20 protein-coding genes and 1 pseudogene are annotated in these 24,392 nt (G+C 66.6%); 7 read left to right on the plus strand and 14 right to left on the minus strand.

All coding sequences use genetic code 11. The features are described 5' to 3' along the window. Positions 1 to 756: a Crp/Fnr family transcriptional regulator gene (locus ACK4SV_RS14245; protein ID WP_409918512.1), complete on the minus strand. Its 756-nt coding sequence runs from the start codon at positions 754 to 756 to the stop codon at positions 1 to 3. A gap of 170 nt (positions 757 to 926) precedes the next feature. On the opposite strand from ACK4SV_RS14245, the gene ACK4SV_RS14250 reads away from it, so the two are divergent. Beyond that, the gene (locus ACK4SV_RS14250; protein ID WP_409918513.1) at positions 927 to 2,105 is read left to right on the plus strand and encodes an META domain-containing protein; all 1,179 of its coding nucleotides are present in this window, start codon (positions 927 to 929) and stop codon (positions 2,103 to 2,105) included. Between the two features lie 22 nt (positions 2,106 to 2,127). Here ACK4SV_RS14250 and ACK4SV_RS14255 read toward each other — a convergent pair whose 3' ends face one another. The 4 genes from ACK4SV_RS14255 to ACK4SV_RS14270 all read right to left on the minus strand — a co-directional run bounded on the left by ACK4SV_RS14255 (position 2,128) and on the right by ACK4SV_RS14270 (position 8,264). Beyond that, positions 2,128 to 4,116: a PhoX family protein gene (locus tag ACK4SV_RS14255; RefSeq protein ID WP_409918514.1), complete on the minus strand. Its 1,989-nt coding sequence runs from the start codon at positions 4,114 to 4,116 to the stop codon at positions 2,128 to 2,130. A 92-nt stretch (positions 4,117 to 4,208) separates the two neighbouring features. Continuing rightward, positions 4,209 to 5,630 (minus strand): hypothetical protein, encoded by a 1,422-nt coding sequence (locus ACK4SV_RS14260; protein WP_409918515.1) that lies wholly within the window; start codon positions 5,628 to 5,630, stop codon positions 4,209 to 4,211. 34 nt (positions 5,631 to 5,664) lie between these two features. Next, positions 5,665 to 6,609 (minus strand): hypothetical protein, encoded by a 945-nt coding sequence (locus ACK4SV_RS14265; protein ID WP_409918516.1) that lies wholly within the window; start codon positions 6,607 to 6,609, stop codon positions 5,665 to 5,667. A 158-nt stretch (positions 6,610 to 6,767) separates the two neighbouring features. After that, on the minus strand, positions 6,768 to 8,264 hold the full coding sequence (locus tag ACK4SV_RS14270; RefSeq protein ID WP_409918517.1) for an SUMF1/EgtB/PvdO family nonheme iron enzyme: 1,497 nt from the start codon (positions 8,262 to 8,264) through the stop codon (positions 6,768 to 6,770). Positions 8,265 to 8,484: 220 nt separating this feature from the next. On the opposite strand from ACK4SV_RS14270, the gene ACK4SV_RS14275 reads away from it, so the two are divergent. The 5 genes from ACK4SV_RS14275 (at position 8,485) to ACK4SV_RS14295 (ending at position 14,702) form a co-directional block, all read left to right on the plus strand. After that, positions 8,485 to 9,726, plus strand: a complete 1,242-nt coding sequence (locus ACK4SV_RS14275) for an acyltransferase family protein (RefSeq protein WP_409918518.1) — start codon at positions 8,485 to 8,487, stop codon at positions 9,724 to 9,726. Then, a complete protein-coding gene (locus ACK4SV_RS14280) occupies positions 9,719 to 10,492 on the plus strand; it encodes an SGNH hydrolase domain-containing protein (protein ID WP_409918519.1) in 774 nt (257 codons plus the stop codon). Before ACK4SV_RS14275 ends, ACK4SV_RS14280 begins: the two co-directional genes overlap by 8 nt. A gap of 171 nt (positions 10,493 to 10,663) precedes the next feature. Continuing rightward, positions 10,664 to 12,463: a flavin-containing monooxygenase gene (locus ACK4SV_RS14285; protein WP_409918520.1), complete on the plus strand. Its 1,800-nt coding sequence runs from the start codon at positions 10,664 to 10,666 to the stop codon at positions 12,461 to 12,463. 119 nt (positions 12,464 to 12,582) lie between these two features. Then, complete coding sequence (locus ACK4SV_RS14290; RefSeq protein ID WP_409918521.1) at positions 12,583 to 13,434, plus strand: MaoC family dehydratase N-terminal domain-containing protein; 852 nt, start codon at positions 12,583 to 12,585, stop codon at positions 13,432 to 13,434. A 53-nt stretch (positions 13,435 to 13,487) separates the two neighbouring features. Beyond that, complete coding sequence (locus tag ACK4SV_RS14295) at positions 13,488 to 14,702, plus strand: CoA transferase (protein WP_409918522.1); 1,215 nt, start codon at positions 13,488 to 13,490, stop codon at positions 14,700 to 14,702. Between the two features lie 113 nt (positions 14,703 to 14,815). Here the strand turns inward: ACK4SV_RS14295 and ACK4SV_RS14300 are convergent, their stop codons facing one another. The 3 genes from ACK4SV_RS14300 to ACK4SV_RS14310 all read right to left on the minus strand — a co-directional run bounded on the left by ACK4SV_RS14300 (position 14,816) and on the right by ACK4SV_RS14310 (position 18,456). Continuing rightward, positions 14,816 to 16,723 (minus strand): acetyl/propionyl/methylcrotonyl-CoA carboxylase subunit alpha, encoded by a 1,908-nt coding sequence (locus ACK4SV_RS14300; protein ID WP_409918523.1) that lies wholly within the window; start codon positions 16,721 to 16,723, stop codon positions 14,816 to 14,818. Between the two features lie 96 nt (positions 16,724 to 16,819). After that, positions 16,820 to 17,566, minus strand: a complete 747-nt coding sequence (map, locus tag ACK4SV_RS14305) for a type I methionyl aminopeptidase (protein WP_409918524.1) — start codon at positions 17,564 to 17,566, stop codon at positions 16,820 to 16,822. Beyond that, positions 17,563 to 18,456, minus strand: a complete 894-nt coding sequence (locus ACK4SV_RS14310) for a DUF817 domain-containing protein (RefSeq protein WP_409918525.1) — start codon at positions 18,454 to 18,456, stop codon at positions 17,563 to 17,565. The genes map and ACK4SV_RS14310 overlap by 4 nt, the downstream gene beginning before the upstream one ends. Before the next feature lie 132 nt (positions 18,457 to 18,588). On the opposite strand from ACK4SV_RS14310, the gene ACK4SV_RS14315 reads away from it, so the two are divergent. Continuing rightward, positions 18,589 to 18,927, plus strand: coding sequence for a hypothetical protein (locus ACK4SV_RS14315; protein ID WP_409918526.1), 339 nt, complete (start codon positions 18,589 to 18,591; stop codon positions 18,925 to 18,927). Positions 18,928 to 18,961: 34 nt separating this feature from the next. On the opposite strand, the gene ACK4SV_RS14320 is transcribed toward ACK4SV_RS14315, so the two are convergent. From ACK4SV_RS14320 to ACK4SV_RS14345, 6 genes and pseudogenes are all read right to left on the minus strand, one after another. Continuing rightward, on the minus strand, positions 18,962 to 19,762 hold the full coding sequence (locus tag ACK4SV_RS14320; RefSeq protein WP_409918527.1) for an enoyl-CoA hydratase-related protein: 801 nt from the start codon (positions 19,760 to 19,762) through the stop codon (positions 18,962 to 18,964). A gap of 42 nt (positions 19,763 to 19,804) precedes the next feature. Beyond that, positions 19,805 to 20,830 carry an acyltransferase family protein gene (locus ACK4SV_RS14325; RefSeq protein ID WP_409918528.1) on the minus strand — a complete coding sequence of 342 codons (1,026 nt, stop codon included), beginning with the start codon at positions 20,828 to 20,830 and terminating at the stop codon, positions 19,805 to 19,807. A gap of 189 nt (positions 20,831 to 21,019) precedes the next feature. Beyond that, complete coding sequence (locus tag ACK4SV_RS14330; protein ID WP_409918529.1) at positions 21,020 to 21,307, minus strand: hypothetical protein; 288 nt, start codon at positions 21,305 to 21,307, stop codon at positions 21,020 to 21,022. Between the two features lie 253 nt (positions 21,308 to 21,560). Beyond that, positions 21,561 to 22,148, minus strand: a complete 588-nt coding sequence (locus ACK4SV_RS14335; RefSeq protein WP_409918530.1) for an NAD(P)H-dependent oxidoreductase — start codon at positions 22,146 to 22,148, stop codon at positions 21,561 to 21,563. Between the two features lie 108 nt (positions 22,149 to 22,256). Then, on the minus strand, positions 22,257 to 23,507 hold the full coding sequence (locus ACK4SV_RS14340; RefSeq protein ID WP_409918531.1) for a hypothetical protein: 1,251 nt from the start codon (positions 23,505 to 23,507) through the stop codon (positions 22,257 to 22,259). A gap of 104 nt (positions 23,508 to 23,611) precedes the next feature. Beyond that, positions 23,612 to 24,392: pseudogene (locus ACK4SV_RS14345) on the minus strand (hypothetical protein); the annotation flags it as partial.

Raw genomic sequence — 24,392 nt, forward strand, 5'->3', positions numbered from 1 at the left:
TCAGGCGGGGTCGCGGGGCAGGTCTTCTGCTGCGCTGTCGGCAGGTTCCGCGACGGTGAAGCCGCTTTCGCCATGCACCGCGAGCGTCAGGAGGGCGTCGCGGTTGAGGATATCGATGCGCCCGCGCGAAATGGCGATCAGCTTTGCCTGCTCCATATGCTGCAGCAGGCGGTTGGCCCACTGGCGCGAAGTCATGATGGACAGGGCGAGCTGGTCCTGCGTGATCGGGCTGATGAAGTCCGAGACCCGCTCCTCGCCATGAGGGGCGGAGGTCAGGTCGATGAGGCGCCGTGCGAGGCGTTGCAGCGGCGTAAAGGCGAGGTTTTCGACGAAATGCTGATAGGTTGCGCGCGTCGACGCAATTTCCGGCAGCACGAAGAGGCGGAAGGCATCAGCATCGCTCATGAAGATGCGCCGCACAGCGGCGAGCGGCACATGCAGCACTTCGCAAGGCTGGCTGGCGATCACCGAGAAGGTGTAATTGCCCTTATCGGTGCAGGCGAGATAGCCCGTCCAGTCATTGGCGCGCAGGACCGAGACGAGAATGTCGAGGCCCGTAATCGTGGTGCCGACGACCTGCGCTTCCCCGGTCAGGATGCAATAGATGCCGTTCGCCGGATCGCCCTGGCGGAACAGGTGGCGGCCGCGCTTGTATTTCAGCCGCACGCAAGAGTTGAGGACATCCTCCCGCAATGCCTCAGGAAGTCTTTCGAGCCAGTTGGACCGGTTGATGGGTTTGGATTCGCCTGGTCGCATGCCCCCCCGCGTGCGTTTCAATGATCGTCGTTTCGTCTTCTGGTAGCGACATGTTATCGGGTGTCAATCGGGGCTCGCAGTCGGCATTCCGCGCAGGTTGCGCTGCCACGGATTTGTCATCGAGGTGTGGTTTGATCGCGGCACCTACATAAAAATGAAGGATTTCCTGAATGTCCCGCCTGCCCCCTGCCCGCGCCATGATCCTTCCCATCTTCCTGCTCGGTGGGGTTGCACTTGCCGCCTGCGTGACCCCGGCCCCCGCCCCGGCGGAGCTGGCGGCGGCGAGCCTGATCGTGACGGGAAGCGCCACCTATCGCGAGCGGATGGCCGCGCCGAAAGGATCGATGCTGAAGGTGGAACTGTCTGATACTTCGCGCGCCGATGCCCCGTCGATCAGCCTGGCGGACTGGTCCGACAGCCTGGATGATCGCGGCGTGCCCAAACGCTTCACCCTGCGCGTCATCGACACGCTGGACCCGCGCGGCACCTATACCCTGCGCGCAACGGTGCGCGGGCCCGATGGCGCCCTCCTCTGGACGACTGACACGGTGCATCGCGTCGCCTCCTCCGGCACGGTGGATGCGGGCGAGCTGGTGATGATCCGTGTACCGAGCACCCCGGCTGCGGACCCTGCCCCCGCCCCGGCCGCACCGGACCTTGCCGGCACCGAATGGCTGGTCGAGGCGATGGGCGGCGTCGCAGTCATCACCGGGTCAGAGCCGCGAATCAAGTTTACCGGGGACGGACAGATCAACGGCACCACGGGCTGCAACCGCTTCTTCGGGCAGTATGAACAGGCGGGCGGCGCGCTCACCTTCTCCGGCATCGGCATGACGCGGATGGCCTGCATGGCACCGGGCGTGATGGAGCAGGAGACCACCTTCGCCGGCATCCTTTCCGGCGCCGCAAGGCTGGAGGCAGACGCGCTGGGCGCCATCACCATCCGGGGTGAGAATGGCATCGCCTTCACCGCCCGGCGGCTGGATGCAGCGGCAGACGCGGCGGGCGGCGACCCGGCCGTGCTGATGGGCGAGACCTGGAAGGTGGAAGACCTCAATCGCGGCGGTGTGATCGACCGCTCGAACCTGACGCTGACCTTCGGGGCCGGTGGCCAGATGACGGGATCGACCCATTGCAACACGATCGGCGGCAGCTATACGGCCAGCGAAACCACGATCACTTTCGGGCCGGTGCGCTCAACGCTCAGGGCCTGCACCATTGAGGCGCTGAGCCATCAGGAGCGGACCTTCACCACTGCGCTGCAGGGCGAGATGGCCTGGCGCATCACCGCAGACGGCGCGCTGGAGCTGACCCGCGAGGGCGGCCACCGCATCCTGCTGCGCCGCTGAAATCCTTCCGGGGGCGGATGGGTCAGGCGATCTGTCCGCCGCCTTCGCGCATGACGACGACGACGCTGGGACGCGGCGGCATCCGGGCGATAAAATCCGGCCAGAGGGTTGCCGGGTTTTCGAAACTGGTGCCCCTGCCATCCCCCGGATGCTGGACGGCAAGGAACAGCGTGTCGCCATCGGGATGGAAGAGCGGGCCGCACATTTCGGCGCCCTCAGGACAGCGGAAGAAATGCCGGCCCGTGCCGCGCCGCTCGCCTTCGGTTTCGAGCGCCCAGAGGCCATCGACCGCGCCGGTGCCTTCATTGCCATCGGTGGCGATCCAGAGGCGGCCCTGCGGATCAATCGCGCAATTGTCCGGCGCACCAAACCATCCGTTGACGGATGTTTCCGGATTCCACATGGCGCCGACCTGCGGGTCTGCCGGGTCGCCGCACTTGACGAGGAATTCCCAGCGCGAGGCGGTGGCGGTGAAATCGCCGCCGGGCTCGATGATCTCGATGATATGGCCATACCGGTTGGGGCCGCGCGGATTGGCGGCATTCACCTGCTCCGCCGTGCGCCGGTCATTGTTCGTCAGCATGACATAGACGCGGCCGGTTTTCGCATTGGGCTCGACATCTTCGGGCCGGTCCATCGGGGTGGCGCCCAGCAGGTCTCCGGCACGGCGCGCCTCGATGACCACATCCGCCTGCGAGGCGAAGCCGTTTTCCTCCGTGAGCGGACCTTGCCCGTGGACGAGCGGCATCCAGGCGACCGTGCCATCGGCATCGAAACGGGCCACATAGAGCGTGCCCTCATCGAGCAGGTTCATGTTGGCGGAGCGATTGCCGGGAGCGAAACGGTTCTTCGTCACGAATTTGTAGACATAGTCGAAGCGCTGGTCATCGCCGGAATAGACGACGACGCGGCCATCCGGGGCGACCACGCTTTCGGCGCCTTCATGCTTGAAGCGGCCAAGCGCGGTGCGCTTCTTCGGCATGGAGGCAGGGTCCATCGGATCCACCTCGACGATCCAGCCGAAACGGTTGGGCTCGTTCGGCTCTTTCGAAACGTCATAGCGGTCATAATGGCGGCCCCACTGGTACCAGCCACCGGGCACGCCATAGCGCTTGTGATTGTCCGCCTCCGGATGGTCTTCCGGCAGCTGGCCGAGGAAGTTGCCGTTGAAGTTTTCCTCCGCCATCAGATAGGTGCCCCAGGGTGTCATGCCGCCGGCGCAATTGTTCATGGTGCCGGCAACGCGGGTGCCGGTGGGGTCTTCGCTCGTGCGCATCCGGGGATGTCCGGCGGCGGGGCCGGTGACCTGCATGGGCGTGGTATCGGCGGTGATGCGGCGGTTATAGGCGGAGGGGACGACCGGCTGCCAGCGGCCACCGGATTCGCGGATCTCGAGGATGGTGCCGCCATGCGCGGCCATTTCGACCTCGCACAGCTCCTTCGTCATCGTGTCCGGATAGCCCTCGGTGACGCCGGGCAGCATCAGGTTGGTGGTCGTGTATTCGTGATTGATGCAGAGGAGGCCCCGGCGGCTGCCATCGGCCCCGGCGGGCAGCGGCGTGAAGCCGATATAGTCGTTATTGTAGCCGAACTGGCGGCGCTGGGCGGCGGCGGTCTGGTTGTAGGGGTCGAAGCGCGGGCTGTCGGCGAAGAGCGGATCACCCCAGCGGATCAGCACATCAGCGCGGTGGCCAGGGGCGACATGGTGGCGGCCATCCATGCCGCGCGCGATTTCCTCGAACTGGAAGCGGCCCTCGAAGACGGGCGCTGCCGGCTCCGGTGCGGCGGGGGCGGGTTCGGGCGTGCGGTCGCGGCCCATGAAGGGCACGGACGGCATGGACGGCACCGGAACCGATCCGCAGGCGGACAGCGCAAGGCCGGAGGCAGCGCCGACGCCGCCGAGGAAGGCGCGGCGCGACCAGCGCGCGTCGATCAGGTCGCTGATGGTGGCCACGCCGTCCTTCAGGCGCGGATTGACGGGCGTGTTCTCGCTGTCGTCGATCAGGCTCATCGCTGGGTCTCCTCTTCGGCGGTCAGAACTTGTACCGGGCATAGGGTGGGAATGTAACAGGGGTATGGCAGGGCCTGCGTCAATCCGGCCAGTCAGTCAGGGGTGTCGTGTGCGCCGGCGATGTGGACGGCGATACGCTCGGCGATTTCGGGATGGGCGAAATAGGTGGTGTGGATGAGGCTGTTCCAGGTGTCGTCGTCTTCGGCGATGTCGCGCATCCAGTCTGACCCGACCGTGACACCGAAGAGCGAGGCGCGGTGGCGGGCCAGGAAGCCGGTCAGCGTCTCCAGCGTTTCGTCGATCATCCTCTTTGCCAGCGGCGCGGGCACTTCCCAGACGATGCCTTCATAGAAATGCGGGCGCTCGCTGACCTCGCCGAGGGGCTGGCCGGTGTCGCCGCCGAAGGCGAAACCCTTCAGGGCGCCGACAGCATTCGCATTCAGGAAGCCGCGCCCGAGGAGTTCGGTGGCGGCGAAGATGAGGCGTATGAAGGCATAGAGGCCGGCCGCAAGGACGAAGACCAAGCCGAGGCTGAGGATGGTGAAGACCGCGATGTTGAGGCTGGCCCCGGCAATGTTGGGGATTTCGATCCGGCCGAGGAGCGGGACGTCCAGCGACCCGGCGATGAGGAGCACGGCAACGAGCGGCAGGATCAGCAGGCCGAAGCAGACGAAGATGGCTGAGCCAGTCATGGCACCGAAGCGGTGGCCCGCGCTCCACAGGGTGCCGGGAGAGACGAGAACGGGGTTGAAGGCCTCGGCGCGCTTCAGGCCGCCGATGGCTTCATCATCCGGGTGCCAGATGGAGAGGAGGTTGGCCCGCAGGGCGCCGCTGCGTTTCAGCCGCCCGATCCAGCGCAGGCGCAGCCATCGCTGGAACAGGAGCAGCGCCGAGGGGATGAAGAAGATGAGGCTGATGGCCGAGGCGGTCAGCTGGCCGGACAGTTGCGAGGTGTCACCGGGCTCGAAGGCGAGGCGCGCGATGTTCCAGGCGGTGATTGCCGGGACGACGGCGAAGGCGAGCGCGGCGACGAGCATCAGCACGACGAAGGCCAGCGCGTAGAGGTAATCGGAATTGCGCGCGAGCGGGCGCAGGAAGGGCGTGCCGACCGTGGTGAGGCTGGTGATGTTCGCCGGCTTGCCGCGGAAGAAGATGCCTTTCCGCTCCCGTCCCCAGGCGGCGCGGCGGGCAGCGTCGACGGCGACATTGCCGCCATGGGAATGGCCGATCAGGTGGATCTCGTCATAGGATTTGGCTTGCTGGCGCACGCGGCGCATGAGGGCGATGGAGCCCTGCTCGCGCGCGAAGGCGCTGTTGGCGCCGCCCCAGAGGAATTCCTCCACATCCGCCTCAAGCCCCCGGGCGGAGAGGCGGGTCTTCAGCTCACGGACGAAACCTGAGGACACCTGCCACCATTTGGTGTCCTTCTCCTTGCCGGGGACACCGTCATTGGTGCCATGGATGGTGAGGATGAGCGCCCGGGCGGGCCCGCCGGGCGGTTCCGGGGCGCTCATTCCGTTGGGCTCCGCAGCGTCCATCGGGCCGGGATCAGATGAGGGCCGAAAGGCCCGCCCGGACAAGGTGCTGCCGGGCGATGGTGCTTTCCTGGGGCGCGTCGGCGAAGCTCTGGCTGAGGCGGTCATTGCCGCCGCGCCGGAAGTGGTAGACCATCGCGGTGACCTTGCACCCCTCGGGGCGGGCCGCGCGGCGCACGTCCTCCGGCAGCTCCGGGATGCCCCGCCCGAAGACGGCTTCAAGCTGGGCGGGGGTATAGTCCACGAGGGTGGAGGTCGGCGCGATCACCCGGTTGGTGACGATGAGGGCGATCTGGCGCCGGTCGATCGTGCTGGAGAAGGCGCCGGAGAGGAAGCGGAACAGGCTTTCCAGCATACCCTCCTCGCCGCCATCATAACGCGGGACAAGCGGCGTCAGCTGGCCATCAATCCGCTCGGGCCGCGAGAGCATCGCAAAGCCGTTCGGCACCGAGAAATAGGTGACATCGCTGAGGCCGGCGGTGTTGGCCGCCGCTTCCAGACGGTCAGCGATGGCGCCGAGGGTCTGGTATTGCGGGCCGGCGAACTGGGTCAGCTCGAGCCGCGCGGTGGGCCGGGGCGGCTGCCAGGGGAAAGGCGGCAGGGCGTCGCTCTGGGGGACGGACAAGGCCCCGACAGTTGCGGCGGGCGGGACCGGGCCGCGCAGGTCTGATGTCACCGGCGGCGGGCGCGGCGGTGGCGGCGGAGACCGAAGGGGCGGCTCAGACGCAACCGGCGGAGGCGGCGGCGGGGGCGCAGCGGGCGGCGGCGGAGGCGCCGGGGCCGGCTGATTCGTCTGGCAGGCGGCGGCAGTACTGAGCGCAAAGGCCGAGGCGCCGAGCAGGAAGAAGCGCCGCGCCGGGACCCGGCCCACATCCGGCCCGCGCAAAGCGGCCCGCCAGGCCCGCATCAGCCGCGCCAGCCAGCCTGTCTGGGCCGCTTCTGTCGTGTCGTTGTCCATGGCCTTGTCCCTCCGCAATGCCTCACCTGTCCCGACGACCTAGCCAATTTTGAGGCACAGGGCCAGCGTTTGGGGGCACTTTGTGGGCATCGGTGCGGATGGTCTCACGGGCGCAAGGCTGCGCGGCCTCCGGCCGCTTCGCCGAGAGAAAGAGGGGCTTAAAACGTCCGGGCCACACGGAAGCCGATGTTGTAGCTCCGGGTAGTTGAGTCTTCCCATTTGCGGTAAGCCGAGCGGAGGAGTTCAGGATAACTATTCCAGGAACCGCCGCGAACGATGCGTGCAGTGCCTTCTCCGTTCGTCCTTGCCGAACCGTCCGATGGTGCGCCTGCATGGCTACTGTACGCGCAGTCCTGCGTCCATTCCCAAACATTCCCATGCATGTCGCAAAGGCCAAAGGCATTAGAAGAGAAGGAACTAACCCGAGTCGTACCGCCGTTGCTTTTACCGAAGTTAGCAATGTCGACGGCGAGATTATCCCCAAACGCATAACGTGTATTGGTTCCTGCGCGGCAAGCAAATTCCCATTCTGCTTCCGACATCAGACGGTAAGGTAAGGCTACCTGCTCGGCAGCCCACGCAACATAGGCCTGCGCATCTTGCCAACTGACACAAGTCACAGGGTGGCTATCGTCCTGAACAAAACCAGGTCGACTCCATCCCCGTCCAATTGTGTTGTGCCATCCAGCGCCAACTCCCCACGTGAAGGCGCTGTTCCCGGTATCATGACCTTTGGCCTCGATGAAGCGGCGGAACTCGCCAACCGTCACCGGATACTTACCCACAGCCAATGCATAGCCGATGCGCACATCGTGCACCGGGCCTTCATTGGCTTGGCGATCCTTTTCAGTATCCGGGCTTCCCATCCGGAAGCTGCCCTGCGGCAGGGTCACCATCAGGGGCAGGCCTTCACCGTCGCGGAACTCTGTGCCCGGCTTCTGCCGGCGCGACGCTTCGGCTGCGCGCGCGGCTGTCTCTCCCGCAGCATTTTTTTCGGCCTCAGCCACGCGGCGCAGCTCGTCCAGATGATGCTCGACCTCGAATTCGAGGCCAGACCCTGACGCCGCGCCCTGCACCCTTTGGAGGAAGCGGGCGACGGAATCGGCATTGCCGCGCGCCGGGAAGGTTCCCCATGTGGCGCGCAGGTCGGCGAGCACGTCGATGCGCGCGCTGGCCGCAGGCGGAGGCTCCGGCGCAGGCTGAGTTATTCGCGCGTCGCCAGACGGGCCGGTCATCAGCTGCGGCGCAAGTTTGCGCCCGACGAGACGGCTGAGCCGCTGCAGCGTCAGATTCCAGTTCTCGTGGGTGTCCTCGCCCTGCCATGCGGTAAGATCATAATAGTTGACGTGGCGAAGGTCGGCGGGCGGCGCCGTGCGGTCGAAGGCCTCGATGATCACCGGCACCAGGACGTCGCGAGCCTTGCCCTCGCGGGCTTCTGTCAGGCACCAGGGCCGCGTGAAATAGAGCGGCGACCAACACGTCAGAACCGCCTTCGAGGAGTCGAGCGCCCGGGTGATGACATCGGGAAAGACCGACCCGCCATCGATGCCCTCGATATCGAAGAATACGTCCAGCCCAAGCGCCACAAGCCGGTCCTTCAGCGGCTCTGCGATGTGCCGCTGCCTGCGGGCATAGGAAATGAAGACATCAACCACAGGGCGCCCCGGTTCACCTTTCGGACAGATAAGACCGGGCGGGGCGGTGTGTCATCTTTTTTTGCGGGGGTTTTTGCGGGCGGGCCGGGCGGAGGGGCTGGCGCCAGAGCCTTTGGCAGGATCGGGCTGCCGCCCCGCGAAACGGGATTTTTTGATTGACTTGCGGCAATCGGACGGCGAAGCGAAGGGTAGTTCGAGCAGCGAGGGGACCGCGCGCAGAATGCCGGATACGATGAGCGCCGGGGCGCGGGGTGCGCCGGGAGGGACGGATGTGGCTGGTGCGGGGGCGCACAGCCGGCGGGCGGATATTGATATCCTGCGCGCGGTGGCCGTGCTGGCGGTGATCCTGTTCCATTTCGACGTCACCGCCCTCAGCGGCGGCTTCCTTGGCGTCGACATGTTCTTTGTCATCTCCGGCTATCTGATCACCCTCCACCTGCGCGAGCAGGTCGCCGGCGGCTCCTTCTCCTTCGTCAACTTCTATGCCCGGCGCATCCGCAGGCTGTTCCCGGCCCTCGCCGTCACCCTGCTGCTGACGAGCGCAGTGGCCGTGCTGATCCTGCCCCGGGCGCTGCTGGCCGAGTATGCCCTTTCGGCGGTCGCGGCGTCGGCCTATGTGTCGAACATCTTCTTCTGGTCCATCGCCGATTATTTCGACACTGACAGCATCTACAAGCCGCTGCTGCACACCTGGTCGCTCTCGGTCGAGGAGCAGTTCTACATCTTCTGGCCGATGTTCGTGCTGGTCTTCCTGCGCCGCCACCTGATGATCGCGGTTGCGGTTGCCGGCCTCCTGTCCGCCTCCGCCGCCCTGTTCCTGAACCTCGACGCCAACACCGTCTTCTACCACTTCCCGTTCCGTGTGCACGAGTTTGCTCTGGGCGCGCTGATGACCGGCATCCCGATGCACAGGCTGCCGCGATGGAGCCGCTCGCTGATCGTGCTGGCGGCCTTTGCCGGCATCGCCTATGGCCTGCTGACGACCACGGAGCATTCCGCCTTCCCCGGCTTTGGCAGCGCGGCGGTCGTCATCGGCACCGCCCTGATCATCGGGGCGAACCATCCGGCGCTGAATGTGCGCTCGGCCTTCACCCAGCCCATCCTGCGCGTCGGGCTCGCCTCCTACTCCTCCTATCTCGTCCACTGGCCGATGGTGGTGTTCTACAAGATCCTCTATCCCGGCCAGCTGGACCTGACCGCGATCCTGCTGCTGACGCTGGCGACGCTGTATCTCGGCGAGCTGATGTATCAATGGGTCGAGCAGCCGTCCGCCGGCATCGCCCTGCCGAAGTTCCGATTCCCCGTCATCGCCATGGCCCCCGGCATGATCGCCCTTGCCCTCGCCTTCAACTTCACCTGGCCCAATATGCGCGCCGCCCTGTTCCCGCCCTCTGCGCCCGCAACCGTCCTCGCCGGGGCCGGCGAAGGGGGGGGCGGCCGGGGCGCAGCCAACTGTGCGTGAGGTGCTGGACGCGATACCGGATCGCCGGGCGGAGCTTGAGCGCGCCCGCCAACTCATCGCCGAGCGCAGCACAGGCAACCTCGCGCCGAACCGCAAGACCATCGCCGTGCTGGGCGATTCCCATGCTGTTGATTTTGGGCTGGCGCTCCAGCTAACACTTGGGGACGACAAAGCCAATGTCGTGCTGCTGCACCATCTCTGCGACCCACTGAGCCGGGACAGTATCACGATCCCTATCCCTCAGCTTTACGAACGGCATGGGCAGGATCAGACCCGCGTCCCGGGATTCTGCGAGAACTTTCACGACGAGTTCATCCAGATGATCCTCGGCGCGAAGCCGGATATCGTGGTGTTTTCAGAGGCCTGGCGGCCGGAGACCCTGCCTTATGTGAAACGGACGATGGAAAGCGTGAAAGCCGCGACACAGGCCAGAATCCTGATCATGGGGCGCGTTCCGGAACTGAGCGGAAATCCGGATGTGACATTCCGCGCGATGCCGACCTTTGACAGCATCAATGAGAGTGCATGGGGCCGCCGCAGCCGAATCTTCGATGATTTCGATGCGCGGCTGAAAGCGATTGCGGAGGAAACCGGGGTGGCCTTCATCTCCAAGACCGAGGCCGTTTGCCCGAACCTAGTCTGCGAGATCATGATCGGCACCGAGCTCGGCTATACCGACACCCAGCACTGGACCGTCGCCGGCATGGAACATTACGGGCGCCGCATGGTGGAGACGCCTGTGTTCCGGCGGTTGCTGGCGGAATAGGCGCGGCCGGCTTGCGGCCTTTGCCTCCTCGTTGGCCGGTTTCGCTGGCGCCCTGACCCGGCGGCTGCCCCGGCGTGAGGTCTGTCGAGGGGTGGGGATTGGGGGTAATCTTGGGGTTCGGGATGAGAGACTGGGCCGATGCGGCCCGCCCGCCCGGCGGAGGAGATGCGTATGGCCGATGATGGCGAGCTCGATCTTGGCTTTGACCCCGAGGCGCTGCGCGCGCGCTACCGCGCCGAGCGCGACCGGCGCCTGCGCGCGGACGGGAATGAGCAATACCTGAACATCGCCGGCCAGTTCGCGCACTATCTCGAAGACCCGTATACGGAGCGTGTGGCGCGCGCCCCTGTCACCGACCATGTGGAAGTGGCGGTGATCGGCGGGGGCTTTGGCGGGCTTCTGGCGGCGGCGCGCCTGCGCAAGGCGGGCTTCAGCGACATCCGCATGATCGAAAAGGGCGGGGATTTCGGCGGCACCTGGTACTGGAACCGCTATCCCGGGGCGGCGTGCGATATCGAGAGCTATATCTACCTGCCGCTGCTGGAAGAGACCGGCTATATGCCGCGCGAGAAATATTCCAAGGCGCCGGAAATCCTCGAACATTCCGCGCGGATTGCGCGGCATTTCGGGCTGTATGAAAACGCGCTGCTCGGCACCGGCATCACGGGGATGGAATGGGACGAGGCGGCGCGGCGCTGGACGATCCTGACCGACCGGGATGACCGGTTTACGGCGCAGTTCGTGATCATGTCGAACGGGCCGCTGAACCGGCCGAAACTGCCCGGCATTCCGGGCGTGGAGAGCTATAAGGGCCACAGCTTTCATACGAGCCGCTGGGATTATCAGTATACGGGCGGAACGAGCGCGGGCGGGCTGGACAAGCTCAGCGACAAGGTGGTCGGCATCATCGGGACGGGGGCGACGGCGGTGCAATGCGTGCCGCACCTGGCCGAAGGGGCGAAGCATCTTTACGTGTTCCAGCGCACGCCTTCCTCCATTGATGTGCGCGGAGACCGGCCGACGGATGAGGACTGGGCGAGGAGCCTGGAGCCCGGCTGGCAGCGGCGGCGGATGGAGAATTTCAATACGCTCGTCTCCGGCGGCTATGAGCCAGAGGATTTGGTGAATGATGGGTGGACGGACATTATCCGCAACATCCTGTTCATCGCCTCCAAGGGCGACCGGCATGGGCTTTCCCCCGAGCGGCTGGCGGAGCTGGCCGAGCTAGCCGATTTCAAGAAGATGGAACAGGTGCGAGCACGCGTTGATGAGGTTATCGGCGATGCAGAGACGGCGGCGAAGCTGAAGCCGTGGTATCGACAGTTCTGCAAGCGGCCTTGCTTTCATGACGGATACCTCGCCGCATTCAACCGCCCGAATGTGACGCTGGTGGATACCGGCGGACAAGGCGTTGAGCGGATCACGGAGGATTCTGTGGTTGTGGACGGCAAGGCCTACAAGGTCGACTGCCTCGTCTATGCGACGGGATTTGAGGTGGGTACGGACTATACGCGCCGGGCGGGGTATGACCCTGTGGGGCGCGGGGGTTTGCACCTGAAGGGGCATTGGGCCGAGGGTATGCGCAGCCTGCATGGGCTGGCCGTACACGGATTTCCCAACATGTTCCTGATGGGGCCGGGACAGGCGGGCTTTACCGCGAATTATCCCCACCTTCTGGACGAGCAGGCCGAGCAGATCGGCTATATCCTCTCCGAAGTGAAGGGGCGGCAGGCCGGCGTGTTCGAGGCGAGCGCGGAGGGCGAGGCCGCCTGGGTGCAGCGCATCATCGAGAAGGCCGTGATGCGCCAGCAATTCCTGGAGGAATGCACGCCCGGCTATTACAACAATGAAGGCAAGCCGAGCGACCGCGCCGCGCAGAACAATTCCTATGGCGAGGGGCCGAACGCTTATTTCCGTATCCTGAAGAAATGGCGGGAGGACGGGGCGCTGGAGGGGCTGCAGCTCAGCTGAGCCCCTGCCCCGCCGTGCTGTGTCGATGGCGGCGCCCTTGCCGGGCGATGCGGGCGGACTAAGTTTGCCAGATGAGCAACGACCCGGCAGGTTGACGGCCGGGCGGAAGGCTGGCCGCCATGGACGCCGCGACCCTTGAGAGCTGGACTGGGCGCACAGAGGCGCGCACTGAAACGCTGGCGAGCGCGCCGGCGAAGGGTCTGGCGGCGACACTTGATCAGGAGAAGGAGGGGTTTGGCCCGGGGGCGGAATTGCCGCCGCTGTGGCAGTGGCTGTATTTCCTGCCGCAGGCGCGGGCCTCGGAGATGGGGCGCGACGGGCATCCGAAGCTCGGCGGGTTCCTTCCGCCGGTGGCCCTGCCCCGGCGGATGTGGGCCGGCAGCCGGTGCCGGTTTCATGCGCCGCTGCGGATCGGCGAGGAGGCGGCGAAGACCTCCGAAATCCTGAAAGTGGCGGAGAAATCCGGCCGGGCGGGCACGATGGTGTTCGTCACGGTGCGGCATGTCTGGTCCGTGGGCGGCGAGGCGCGGGCGGAGGAAGAGCAGGACATCGTCTATCTTCCGATCCCGGAGGTGTTTGCGCCGCCGGAGGCTGTGGCCGTGCCGGAGGGGAACTGGCGGGAGCGGCTGGCGATTGATGCCGTGCTGCTGTTCCGCTTCTCGGCGCTGACCTTCAATGCGCACCGGATACACTATGACCGCACCTATGCGATGGAGACGGAAAAATACCCCGGCCTCGTCGTGCACGGACCATTGCAGGCGATGCTGCTGATGGAGGCGGCGCGGCGCTGGGTGCCGGGCTTGAAGGTGGCGGCGTTCGAGTTCCGGGGGCTGCGGCCGCTGTTTGATCATGACGAGATTTCCGTCTGTGGACGGAGGCTTGAGGACGGGCGGATCGAGCTGCACACGTGCGACGGCGCGGGCGCCGCCGGGATGCGCGCGCTGCTGACACCGGCGGAGGCGGCGGGTTAATTCTTTCGACATAACAATGTACTGAGCCGGGACAGCCGGCCGGGGAGGACGAAATGGTGAAGATCCTGGAGGGCCTGCGGATCGTGGAGGGCTCGGCCTTTGTGGCGGCGCCGCTGGCGGGCATGACGCTGGCGCAGATGGGGGCGGATGTGATCCGGTTTGACCGGATCCGCGGCGGGCTTGACCATGCACGTTGGCCTGTGACGAAGACGGGGCGGAGCCTGTTCTGGGCGGGGCTGAACAAGGGCAAGCGGAGCCTGGCGGTGGATATGGCGACGCCGCGCGGGCAGGAGATCGTGACGCGGCTGATCTGCCAGCCCGGCGAGGGAAATGGCATTTTCCTGACCAATCTGCGCGTACGCGGATGGATGGATTATGACGCGCTGAAGAAACACCGGGCCGACCTGATCATGATGTCTGTGACCGGGGACCGGCGGGGCGGGCCGCAGGTGGATTATACCGTGAACCCGGCTGTCGGCTTTCCGGCGGCGACTGGGCCGGAGGATTTCGAGGGGCCGGTGGGGCATGTGCTGCCGGCCTGGGACTGTATCACCGGGCAGCAGGCGGCGCTGGGGATCCTCGCGGCGGAGCGCCACCGGCGGCTGACGGGGAATGGGCAGATCGTGGAGCTGGCGCTGAAGGACATGGCGCTGGCGATGCTGGGCAATCTTGGCATCATCGGCGAAGTGACTGTGAACGGGGTCGACCGGCCGAAGATGGGAAACTCCCTCTACGGAGCATATGCGCAGGATTTTGTCTGCAAATGCGGAGGACGGATCATCATTGTGGGGCTGACCCAGCGCCAGTGGGACAATATCAAGGCGGCGACGCATACGCAGGAGGCGTTCGAGGAGCTGGCCGTGCGGCTGGGCGCGAACCTCAACCGGGAGGGCGCGCGGTTCGAGCATCGCCATGCGATCAGCGCCGTCTTGAAGCCTTTCTTTGACACGCGGCGGATCGACGAGTTCGAGGCGGTGTTCAATGAGCGGTCCGTGACCTGGTCGCGCTACCGCACATTCAAGCAGGCGGTGGAGCAAGACCCAGATATTTCGACGGATAATCCGATGTTCTCGATGCTGGAACATCCCGGTATCGGCACTTACCTGACGCCCGGAAACCCGATTGCGTTTTCAGACGCCGAGCGGATCGCGCCGGTGCGCGCGCCGGCGCTGGGGGAGAATACGGACGAAATACTCTCCGACATCGGATATTCCGACGGGGAGATTGCGAAGCTGCGGGATGACCTGATCGTGGCGGGGCCGGGGTGAGCTTGATTTGGGGGAGTCTTTGATTTGGCGCCCGGGAAATCGCGGTGCGATTTCTGTTTCCGGACGCCCCCTCACCCCTGCCCCTCTCCCCCACGGGGGAGAGGGGTTCAAGGTCATTCTTCGACCAGACTGACGAGCAGGTCACCTTCCGCGACCTGCTGGCCCGGGGCGGCGTGGAGGGCTTCGATGATGCCGTCGCGGGGGGCGGCGAGGGCGTGTTCCATTTTCATGGCTTCGAGGACGGCGAGCGTGTCGCCGCGCGCCACCGCCGCGCCGGGGGTGGCGGTGAGGCTGAGGAGCTTGCCGGGCATAGGGGCTTTCACCGCATTACCGCCGAGGGCGGCTTCAGCGTCGGCGCTGTATTCCGGCACAGTGATGAGGAAGGTGTCGCCGCCGCAGGTGACGGCGTAGCGCCGGGGCGAAAGATCCGTGACCAGAGGGAATGGCGCGTCTTCGGGCAGGGCTTCGCCGGCTTCGAAGAGTTCAGCTTCCCCGTCGCAAGCGAGGACGAGGCTGCGGCGCGGGGGCGCGTTAAGGCGGAAGCCATCGCGCAGACCCCATGGGGAATAATCCGCGTCTTCATCCGTATCGAGAAGGAGGCTGGTGACGGCGGCGAGGCTGGCTTCGCGGTGCGCTTCAGGGATGGCGGCGAGTTCGTCGATATGTTCGCCGATCCAGTTGACGTGGTGGGTGCCTTCCGCGAAGGCGTCCGACAGGGCGCAGCGGCGCAGGAAGCCGGCATTGCAAGGGATGCCCGCGAGCTGGGTATGGGCGAGTGTGTCTGTGAGGCGTTCGAGGGCTTCCTCGCGGGTTCCTCCGTAGACGATCAGTTTGGCAATCATCGAGTCGTAATGGGAGGGCACGCGGTCGCCGGTTTCGAAGCCGGTGTCCCAGCGGATTGTTTCGCCGTCAGGCTCTTCCAGCAGACCGAATTCGAGGATGAGGCCGGCGCCGGGGCGGAAGCCGTCGGCAGGGTCTTCGGCGCAGATCCGGGCCTCGATGGCATGGCCGCGGGCGCGGATATCCTTCTGTTTCAGCGGGAGTTTTCCGCCCGAGGCGACGATGAGCTGCCATTCGACAAGGTCCTGCCCCGTGATCATTTCGGTGACCGGGTGTTCGACCTGGAGGCGGGTGTTCATTTCGAGGAACCAGAAGGTGTCTTCGGCGAGGGGTTTTGATCCGTCCACGATGAATTCGACGGTGCCGGCGCCTGTATAGCCGACGGCCTTGGCGAGTTTGACGGAGGCGTCGGTCATCGCCTTGCGGACGGCTTCGGGCATACCGGGGGCGGGCGCTTCCTCGATGACTTTCTGGCGGCGGCGCTGGAGGGAGCAGTCGCGCTCAAAGAGGTGGACGGCGTTGCCATGGGCGTCGCCGAACACCTGGACTTCGATATGGCGGGGCTGCTGCACGAGTTTTTCGAGCATGACGCGGCCATCGCCGAAGGCGGATTCGGCTTCGCGCACGGCACTGGTGAGTTCGGCTTCGAGGTCTTCAGGCTTCGAGACCTGGCGGATGCCCCTGCCCCCGCCGCCGGCGACGGCCTTGATGAGAAGCGGGTAGCCGATCTTTTCTGCCGCTTTCGTCAGGGTGCTGATGTCCTGTGCTTCGCCGCGATAACCGGGGAGCACCGGCACGCCGGCTTCCTCGGCGATGCGTTTGGCTTCGTCCTTCGGGCCCATCGCGCGGATGGCTGCGGGCGGCGGGCCGACCCAGATGAGGCCGGCGGCGGTGACGGCTTCGGCGAAAGCGGCGTTTTCCGACAGGAAGCCGTAGCCGGGGTGGATGGCGCCTGCGCCGGTGTCCTTGGCGGCGGCGAGGATCGCCTCGATGCGCAGATAGCTTTCGGGCGCGGGCGAGGCGCCGATGCAGACGGCCTCATCGGCCTCGCGCACATGCAGGGCGGCGCGGTCGGCCTCGGAATAGACGGCGACAGTCTCGATGCCAAGGCGGCGGCAGGTGCGGAAGATGCGGACGGCGATCTCGCCCCGGTTGGCGACGAGGAGCTTGGTGATGGTCAAGGGCTTTGCCTCCCGGTGCTCCGGCGTTTTCGCTGGCCGGGGCAATTGTTCTGATGGCGCACGGATAGCATGAATGAAGCCCGGTGAAAGACTGGATCAGGCAAGCGTGAGGATGATCGGGCCTTTGCTTGTGGCGACGATCGTATGTTCGTATTGGACCGTAGGCTGATGTTCCGGCGGGCGGAGGGTCCAGCCATCGCCCTTTTCTTCGACCCAGTCTGCGCCGAGCGAGAGGAAGGGTTCGACCGTGAAGACGAGGCCTTCGGGAATCCGGCGGCGGTCGCCGGGTTCGTACCAGGTGGGGATTTCCGAAGGCTCGTCATGCAGGCTGTGGCCGACGCCGTGGCTGGCGAGGTTGCGCACGAGGCTGTAGCCGCTTTTCTGCGCGAACTTTTCGATGGCGAGGCCGACCGCGTTCAGGGGGCCGCCCGGTCTGGCGGCGCGGATGCCGGCCCACATGGCGCGCCGGCCATCGCGGCAAAGGCGCTGGATGCGGGGGGCGACCGGCGGGACGGTGAAGCTGGCGCCGGTGTCGCCGAAATAGCCATCGAGCTCGGCGGAGACGTCGATGTTTACCAGGTCGCCCTTCTGGATGACGGTGTCGTCCGGGATGCCGTGGGCGCAGTCCGGCCCGACGGAGATGCAGGTGGCGCCGGGAAAGCCATAGGTGATCTCGGGCGCGGAGCGGGCGCCTTCACGCTCCAGCAGCGCGCGGCCGAGCGTGTCCAGCTCCCGCGTCGTGATGCCGGGCTCGAGGGCTGCGCCCATGGCTTTCAGGGTGCGGGCGACGACATTGCCAACGCGGCGCAGCTTCTGCAGCTGGTCGTCATTCTCGATGGTCATGGCGCGGCTCCGGCGGGTGTCCGGCCCCGGTGGACGGTGGCGACCAGGACGAAACTGATGATCATGAGCAGATACCATGAACCGAGCTTGGATAAAGACACCATTTGCCAGCCATGCTCCTGGCCCGGATAGGCCCAGGCGCGGGCGAAGGTGCCGATGTTTTCGGCAAACCAGATGAAGAGCGCCACCAGCAGGAAGCCGATGACCAGCGGCATCGGGCGGTGGGCGGCGTCGGGGCGGAACCAGACGAGGCAGCGGCCATAGAGCAGCACGGTGGCGGCGAAGAGGGCGAGGCGGATGTCCACCGTCCAGTGATGGGCGAAGAAGTTCACATAGATGGCGGCGGCGAGCAGCCCCTGCGCCAAGAGCGGCGGGAAACGGGTGAAGCGGAAGTCGAAGATGCGCCAGACGCGGGCGAGATAGGAGCCGACGGCAGCATACATGAAGCCGGAGAAGAGCGGGACATCGCCGATGCGCAGGAGGCTTGGCTCGGGATAGATCCAGCTGCCGGCGGCGGTCTTGAACAGCTCCATGATCGTGCCGACGATGTGGAAGACGAGGATGATTCGGGCCTCTTCCCAGGTTTCGAGGCCTGTCATCAAGAGCATTGCCTGCAGCGCGAGGGCGGCGAGGACGAGGAAGTCATAGCGCGCCAGCGGCGCGCCTTCGGGGTAGAGGAAATGGGTGGCGAGCAGGAGCGCGAGCATGGCGCCGCCGAAGAGGCAGGCCCAGGCCTGCTTGATGCCGAAGGCGAGGAATTCGAAGGCGGCGAGGCTCCACGGGCCTTTGACCGCGCGGGCACGGAAGGCTTCGCGGGCAGCATGGAGGCGGGCGAGGAGGCGGGCGGAAGGCCGGGTTTCAGGGCGCGGGCTTGAGTCTGGCAGTGTCATGGCCGGGATTAACTCGGCCGCCCGCACGGCGCAATCAGGGCGAGGCAGGGTGTGCAGCGCGGCAAATTTAGGGGCTTTGTGGGGCCGGTCCAATCGCGTAACCTGCAGGCCGGACAGCATGAGGGGACACCCATGGCGTATAATTCAGGCGTGAAGCTGGCGAGCCTGACAGGGGTTATCGGCGGCGGGATCGGCGCGTATCTCGGATATAATCAGGGGCTTACCTCGGAGACGATCTCTCCGGTGCAAGGCGCGCTGATCATGGGCGCCATCGGCATTGTGGGCGGCAGCGCCGGCGCTTTCATCCTGAAATCGGCGATGCAGTTCATCATCTACATCATCATGCTGGCCGTGATCGCCTATTTCTTCCGGGGCCAGATCGAAGGGCTGACAGGGGTAGACCCGGTGGCGGCGGTCGGGAATACGCTGGCAAGCTGGGGCATCACGATACCGGGCCTGAACGGCGGCTGAGGCCGGGACTGTCCCGGCCTGCCGGGATAACCGGTCAGCTTTTCCAGCTGGGCGCGCGCTTTTCGAGGAAGGCGGCGATGCCTTCCTTGCCTTCCTCCGAGGACCGGCGGGCGGCGATGCGCTTTGCGGTGTCGTGCATGAGGGAATTGTCGAGGCTGCGGCCGGCGACATCGCGCACGAGGCGTTTGGCGTCGGCGATGGCGCCGGGGGCGGCAGAGAAGACGAGCCGGGCGATCTTTTCCTCAAGCTCTGCCATCTGGTCGCTGGTTTCGGCGACATAGTGGACGAGGCCGATTTTCTCCGCATACGCCGCATCGAAGCCTTCGGCGGTGACGAACAGGGCGCGGGCCATGCGCGGGCCGATGGCCTGGATGACGAAGGGGCTGATCGTGGCCGGGGTGAGGCCGAGGCGGACTTCGGAGAAGCGGAACTGGGCGTCCGCGCGGGCGATGGCGACATCGCAAGCCGCGACCAGCCCTGCCCCGCCGCCCATCGCCACGCCCTGAACCAGGGCGAGCGTCATCTGCGGCATCTCGTTCAGCCGGCGGAGCATGTCGGCGAGGCGCAGGGCATCAGCCTCATTATCCTCGCGGCTGTTGAGGGCGGCGCGCTTCATCCAGGCGAGGTCGGCGCCGGCGGAGAAGGACGGCCCTGCCCCGCGCAGGATCATCATGCGGATGGAGGGCTGCTCGGAGATCATCGTGAAGACGTCGGTGAGCTCGGCAATCAGCTCGGCATTGAAGGCGTTGTGAACGTCCGGCCGGTTGAGGGTGACGACGGCAAGGCCTTCGGGCGTCGCCTCCAGAGTGATGAGGTCGTAATCCGGATCGCGCATGGCGGGCTCCCTGAGGTGTCTTGTTGTGCCGGGCAGCGAGCGTCAGCGCCCGGCTTGTGCTGTGACCTTGCGATAGTGGCTGGACGGGCGCAAGGCGGGCCGCTCGACGAGATGCCACAGGGCGAGGCTGGCCAGGATGCTGAGGCCGGCGCCGAGGGCCATGAAGGCGGGAAAGCCGAGGCTGGCCGCGAAACCGCCGGCGACAAGGGCCTGCAGGATCGGGAAATGGGTGATGTAGAGGCCGTAGCTGATATCGCCAAAACGGGCGGCGTTCGGCTTCCAGCCCGGCGCCCAGGCGAGCGCGCCGATGAGGCCGGCAAGCCCGAAGGCGCGCAGGAAGGCAAGGTCCGGATGGATCAGTGAGGCGCCGAAGAGGCCCGTGCCGGCAAGGGCGAGCCGGACCCAACGGTGCTGGATGTGAGGCAGCGCTTTCCACAGGGCGATGCCCATAGCGAAATAGGCCATCTGGCCGGGCAGCTGGCGGGCCAGCTCTATCCCGAGGCCGCCGGGCACGAGGCGGGGCACGAAATACGCCCAGAGCTCGCCGCCGGCATAGAGGAGCGCAATGCCGATCCACCAGAGGCGGCCGAAACGGGCAAGCACCCAGAGGATGATGGGCAGGGCGATGTAGAACATCACCTCGATCTTCAAGGTCCAGAGCGCGCCATTGACGGCGGTGAACCGCTGGCCCTCGAACAGGCCCGGCAGGTCCGGCGCGAGGAAATTCAGGAAGACGAGATTGGCAGCGAGGTAGGCGCCGACGCCGGTGAGGTCGCGCGTCAGCCAGAAGCTGATCGCGGCGGGGACGAGGATGATGGTGGCATAGGCGGGGTAGAGCCGGCGGATGCGCTTTCCGGTATAGTCCCCCAGCGTCTTCGAGCGCTCGAGGGAGCTTGCGACGAGGAGGCCCGAGACGATGAAGAAGCCCTGGATAGCGATTTCGGCCAGGATGGCGAGGCGGAGTTCCAGCTGGCTGAAGGGCACCGCCGCGCCAAGGGCGACGGCGTGGTAGACCATGACGCTGGCGGCGAGGAAAAGCCGGATGAAATCGAAGCGGTTGTCTGTCACGGGGTGGGCGCGGGCCTGATGATCGGTGCAGCGCTCACCTCTAACCGGACTGGGCGAAATCGGAAGGGCCTGCCTGCGCAGGGCGCACACGGGAAAGGCCTGCCTCCTTTCGGAGACAGGCCCCCGGGGCAGCCACCCGGACGGGAGGGTGATGCGAGAGGCGTAAGGGCGCTACCCCCGCCTCTGGCCTCAGTAGTCCGAGCTGCCTTCGGCCTGGCGCTCGTCATACTTGATCATGGCTTCCGTCCATTCTTCGAGCGTGATGACACCGTCATCGCCGGCCATTTTCTCGAACTTCTCAGCGGCTTCCTCAGCCGTGTGCTTGCCGGATTCCACGGCATAGGCGAGGAACTCGTCCTGGGTGATGACACCGTCGAAATTGGTGTCGATGTCGGCGAAGAGCGGCTTCTCGCCAGCATGGGCCGAAAGGGCAGCTGCAGCGATGGCAGCAGCGGAAATCAGGGTCGTGCGGATCATGGGGACTATCTCCTTGGGTTCGTCACGCCGCATTCATCCGGCGCATACAAGAGACGTCCGAGCGGTCGGAGCGATCCGTTAAAAGCCTGTATGGCTCGGGGCGATTCCGTGGCGGTAATGGGGCGGGGTTAATCGGAGGCTTAGTGGCATCCCTGCATACCATGTGCACCAGCAATTGCGGGCTTAAGCGTCAACGCTGGGATCCGGCTCTCGCCGGAATGACATGGGCGCGAGGGGTGCGCGGGGCGGCGGCTCAGCTGGCGGTGCGGCCGAGTTCTTTCAGGTCGCGGGTCCAGCGGCGGAAGGTGTCGGGGGTGATGTCCCCTGCCCCGCCGAGGATGGTGTGGTTCACCGGCATGAAGCCGGAAATGCCGAGCACGCCGCGTTCGAGCGCTTTCAGGGCGCCGGCATCCATGACGAACCGGTAGACGAGGCCGGGCATTCCCATGGTGATGATTGTGCGGGCGGACTTGCCTTTCATCATCTGGGCCGGCCAGGCGGCATCGCCCGCGCCGCGCCCGAGGAAGAAGTCGGCCCGTGCGGCCTGTTCAAAGAAGGCGCGCAGCTTCGCCGGCATCCCGCCGAGCCAGAGCGGAAACGCGATGACAAGATGATCGGCTGCGCGGATCTTCTCGCGCTCCGACAGGACGGGCTCCGGCGGGGGCGTTTCAAAGTCTGCGGCGGCGCTGAGGGGCGAGATGCTCAGCTCACTGATGTTGATGCGGGTGACGATATGGCCGGCGCCGGTCGCGCCCTCGGCATAGGCGTCGCAGAGGGCATGGATGAGGCGGGCGGCGTCCGGATCGGGATGGCCGTCGATGATGCAGATGCGGATGGACATGGGGGCAGGCTCCGGGCTGGGGAAGCCTGAGTTTAGACCCGGCAGGGTCCGCGATGCATTCGGAGGTTTACTTAGCGTCCCTGCCCAGCCCTTCCGTGAGGCGGCGCCTCAGGCGGCCGTGCGGGCGCGGATGCGCTGGACGAGCTTGGCGTCGTCCCCGGCGAGGCCGGGCGCGGTGGCGGCGAAGATCTCGATATGCTCGAGGGCTTCGGCGAGCATCCTGTGATCGCCGGTCAGCTCGCTGAGGCCAAAGCAGGCGCGGGCAAGCTCGCGCCGGGCCGGGGTGTCGTCCGGGCGGGCGGCGACAACCTCCCTGCGCAGGTGGACCACTTCGCGCAGCGCGTCCTGGGCGGCGGCGCGGTCGCCGGCCTGCAGGCAGGCCCGGTGCAGGCCGCTGAGGATATGGCCGAGGGCGAGCCGGGCCTGGACGGGATCGCGCTCGGCATCCTGCGCGATCAGCTCCCGGCGCAGGGCGGAGGTCTCGGCCAGGATCGACCGGGCGGTGGCGGCATCGCCCTGCATCAGGGCGCGCCAGCCGGCGGGATCGAGGCAGACGGCGAGCAGCCATTTGGCCTCCAGCGTGTCCGGGTTGCCATCGGCGAGCGTGCGCGCGATGGCGGCGGCCTGCGCGAAGGCGGCTTCGGCGGCGTCCTTGCGCCCGGCTGCATGGAGCATCTGGGCGCGGTAGAGGAGAGCGTAGCACTGGTCCCGCCGGTTGCGGGCGCGCTGGAAGGCGGCGTCGAGGGCTGCGTCCGAGGCGGCAGCGTCGCCGGCGATCACCCGCTCGGCCCGGGCGCGGAAGAACAGGGCCTGGAAATCGCCCTGCATCTCCGGCGCGGCGCGGCGCAGCGCTTCGAGTGACAGCTCCGGCCGGATATGGAAGGCAGCGATGCCGAGGTCGCGCCAGAGGCCGGGCGCGGACCGGCCGCCCCGGCGCGCGGCCTTGCGGAGGGCGGCGAAGCCCTCATCGAACAGTCCTGCAGCCAGCAGGCGGGCGGCAGCGGGGCGCGCGGCGGCGAGCCGGCCGGCCGCCTCGGCGCCGAGGCGGAGCACGCCATAGCCGATATGCAGCGGCGCCGCCGCGATGAGCGCGTCCGCCGCGCGCTGGCCGGTGAGGTCTGCCTTCCGGGCGCGGCGCCGGGACGCGCCGCCGGGAATGATCCGCGCAAGGAGGAACCCCAGGAAGAGGCCGGCGCCGAGGCCGGCGAGCGGGATGAGGTGCGCCTGCCAGGTCGCGGGATCGGTGAGCTGTGCGAGCGCGGGCAGGCCCAGCGAGCGGTCCGCGAAGACGTACCAGGCGCCGGCGAGACCCGCCGCCCCGAGCATCAGGACGAGAAGGAATTTGAACAGGCCAGTCATGCATCACCCCTGAGGCAGGCCTCATCCTGAAACGATGGCCCGCCGATGACAAGGGTGGATTGCCTGTGCGCTGCGGTGGGGCTGCGGGCGGGGCGGGGGCGCGCTTAGTCTGCGGCCTGCTGGCGGATGCGGTCGAGCATTGGGGCATCCACCGGGGCGAGTTGGCCTTTGGCGGCCATGTCTTCGACAATGGGCAGGGCTTCGCGCCAGAAGGCCTTGTCGCCGGTGAGATTGGCGAGTTTCCACAGTGAGACAATAACATCCCGCTTCGCCTGCGCTGAGCCGGGATTGGACGCGCTCAGCGCGCGGCGAAGCTCAAGCCCCTCCGCATAGGCCGCCTTCGCGCCCGCAAGGTCCCCCGCCTGAACCGCCACATCGCCGAGCCTCTCCAGCGAGATGCTCACATCCCGCTTCGCCTCCGCCGAGCCAGGGTTCGACGCGCTCAGCGCGCGGCGAAGCTCAAGCCCCTCCGCATAGGCCGCCTTCGCGCCCTCCAGGTCCCCCGCCTGAACCGCCACATCGCCGAGCCTCTCCAGCGAGAGGCTCACATCCCGCTTCGCCTGCGCCGAGCCGGGATTGGACGCGCTCAGGGCGCGGCGAAGCTCAAGCCCCTCCGCATAGGCGGACTTCGCCCCCGCAAGGTCACCCGCTTGCATCGCAGCATCGCCGAGCTTGTTCAGCGAGAGGCTCACATCCCGCTTCGCCTGCGCCGAGCCGGGATTGGACTCGCTGAGGGCGCGGCGAAGCTCAAGCCCCTCCGCATAGGCAGACTGCGCCGCCGCAAGGTCACCCGCCTGCATCGCCCCATCGCCGAGCTTCTCCAGCGAGACGCTCACATCCCGCTTCGCCTCCGCCGAGCCGGGGTTCGACGCGCTCAGCGCGCGG

Source organism: Hyphomonas sp. (assembly GCF_046313735.1).
Lineage (GTDB): Bacteria > Pseudomonadota > Alphaproteobacteria > Caulobacterales > Hyphomonadaceae > Hyphomonas.

Coding starts and splice junctions, on each gene's coding strand:
- ACK4SV_RS14245 (WP_409918512.1), bottom strand. CDS start 756: ATGCGACCAGGCGAATCCAAACCCATCAACCGGTCCAACTGGCTCGAA.
- ACK4SV_RS14250 (WP_409918513.1), top strand. CDS start 927: ATGTCCCGCCTGCCCCCTGCCCGCGCCATGATCCTTCCCATCTTCCTG.
- ACK4SV_RS14255 (WP_409918514.1), bottom strand. CDS start 4,116: ATGAGCCTGATCGACGACAGCGAGAACACGCCCGTCAATCCGCGCCTG.
- ACK4SV_RS14260 (WP_409918515.1), bottom strand. CDS start 5,630: ATGAGCGCCCCGGAACCGCCCGGCGGGCCCGCCCGGGCGCTCATCCTC.
- ACK4SV_RS14265 (WP_409918516.1), bottom strand. CDS start 6,609: ATGGACAACGACACGACAGAAGCGGCCCAGACAGGCTGGCTGGCGCGG.
- ACK4SV_RS14275 (WP_409918518.1), top strand. CDS start 8,485: ATGCCGGATACGATGAGCGCCGGGGCGCGGGGTGCGCCGGGAGGGACG.
- ACK4SV_RS14285 (WP_409918520.1), top strand. CDS start 10,664: ATGGCCGATGATGGCGAGCTCGATCTTGGCTTTGACCCCGAGGCGCTG.
- ACK4SV_RS14290 (WP_409918521.1), top strand. CDS start 12,583: ATGGACGCCGCGACCCTTGAGAGCTGGACTGGGCGCACAGAGGCGCGC.
- ACK4SV_RS14295 (WP_409918522.1), top strand. CDS start 13,488: ATGGTGAAGATCCTGGAGGGCCTGCGGATCGTGGAGGGCTCGGCCTTT.
- map (WP_409918524.1), bottom strand. CDS start 17,566: ATGACCATCGAGAATGACGACCAGCTGCAGAAGCTGCGCCGCGTTGGC.
- ACK4SV_RS14310 (WP_409918525.1), bottom strand. CDS start 18,456: ATGACACTGCCAGACTCAAGCCCGCGCCCTGAAACCCGGCCTTCCGCC.
- ACK4SV_RS14315 (WP_409918526.1), top strand. CDS start 18,589: ATGGCGTATAATTCAGGCGTGAAGCTGGCGAGCCTGACAGGGGTTATC.
- ACK4SV_RS14320 (WP_409918527.1), bottom strand. CDS start 19,762: ATGCGCGATCCGGATTACGACCTCATCACTCTGGAGGCGACGCCCGAA.
- ACK4SV_RS14330 (WP_409918529.1), bottom strand. CDS start 21,307: ATGATCCGCACGACCCTGATTTCCGCTGCTGCCATCGCTGCAGCTGCC.
- ACK4SV_RS14335 (WP_409918530.1), bottom strand. CDS start 22,148: ATGTCCATCCGCATCTGCATCATCGACGGCCATCCCGATCCGGACGCC.
- ACK4SV_RS14340 (WP_409918531.1), bottom strand. CDS start 23,507: ATGACTGGCCTGTTCAAATTCCTTCTCGTCCTGATGCTCGGGGCGGCG.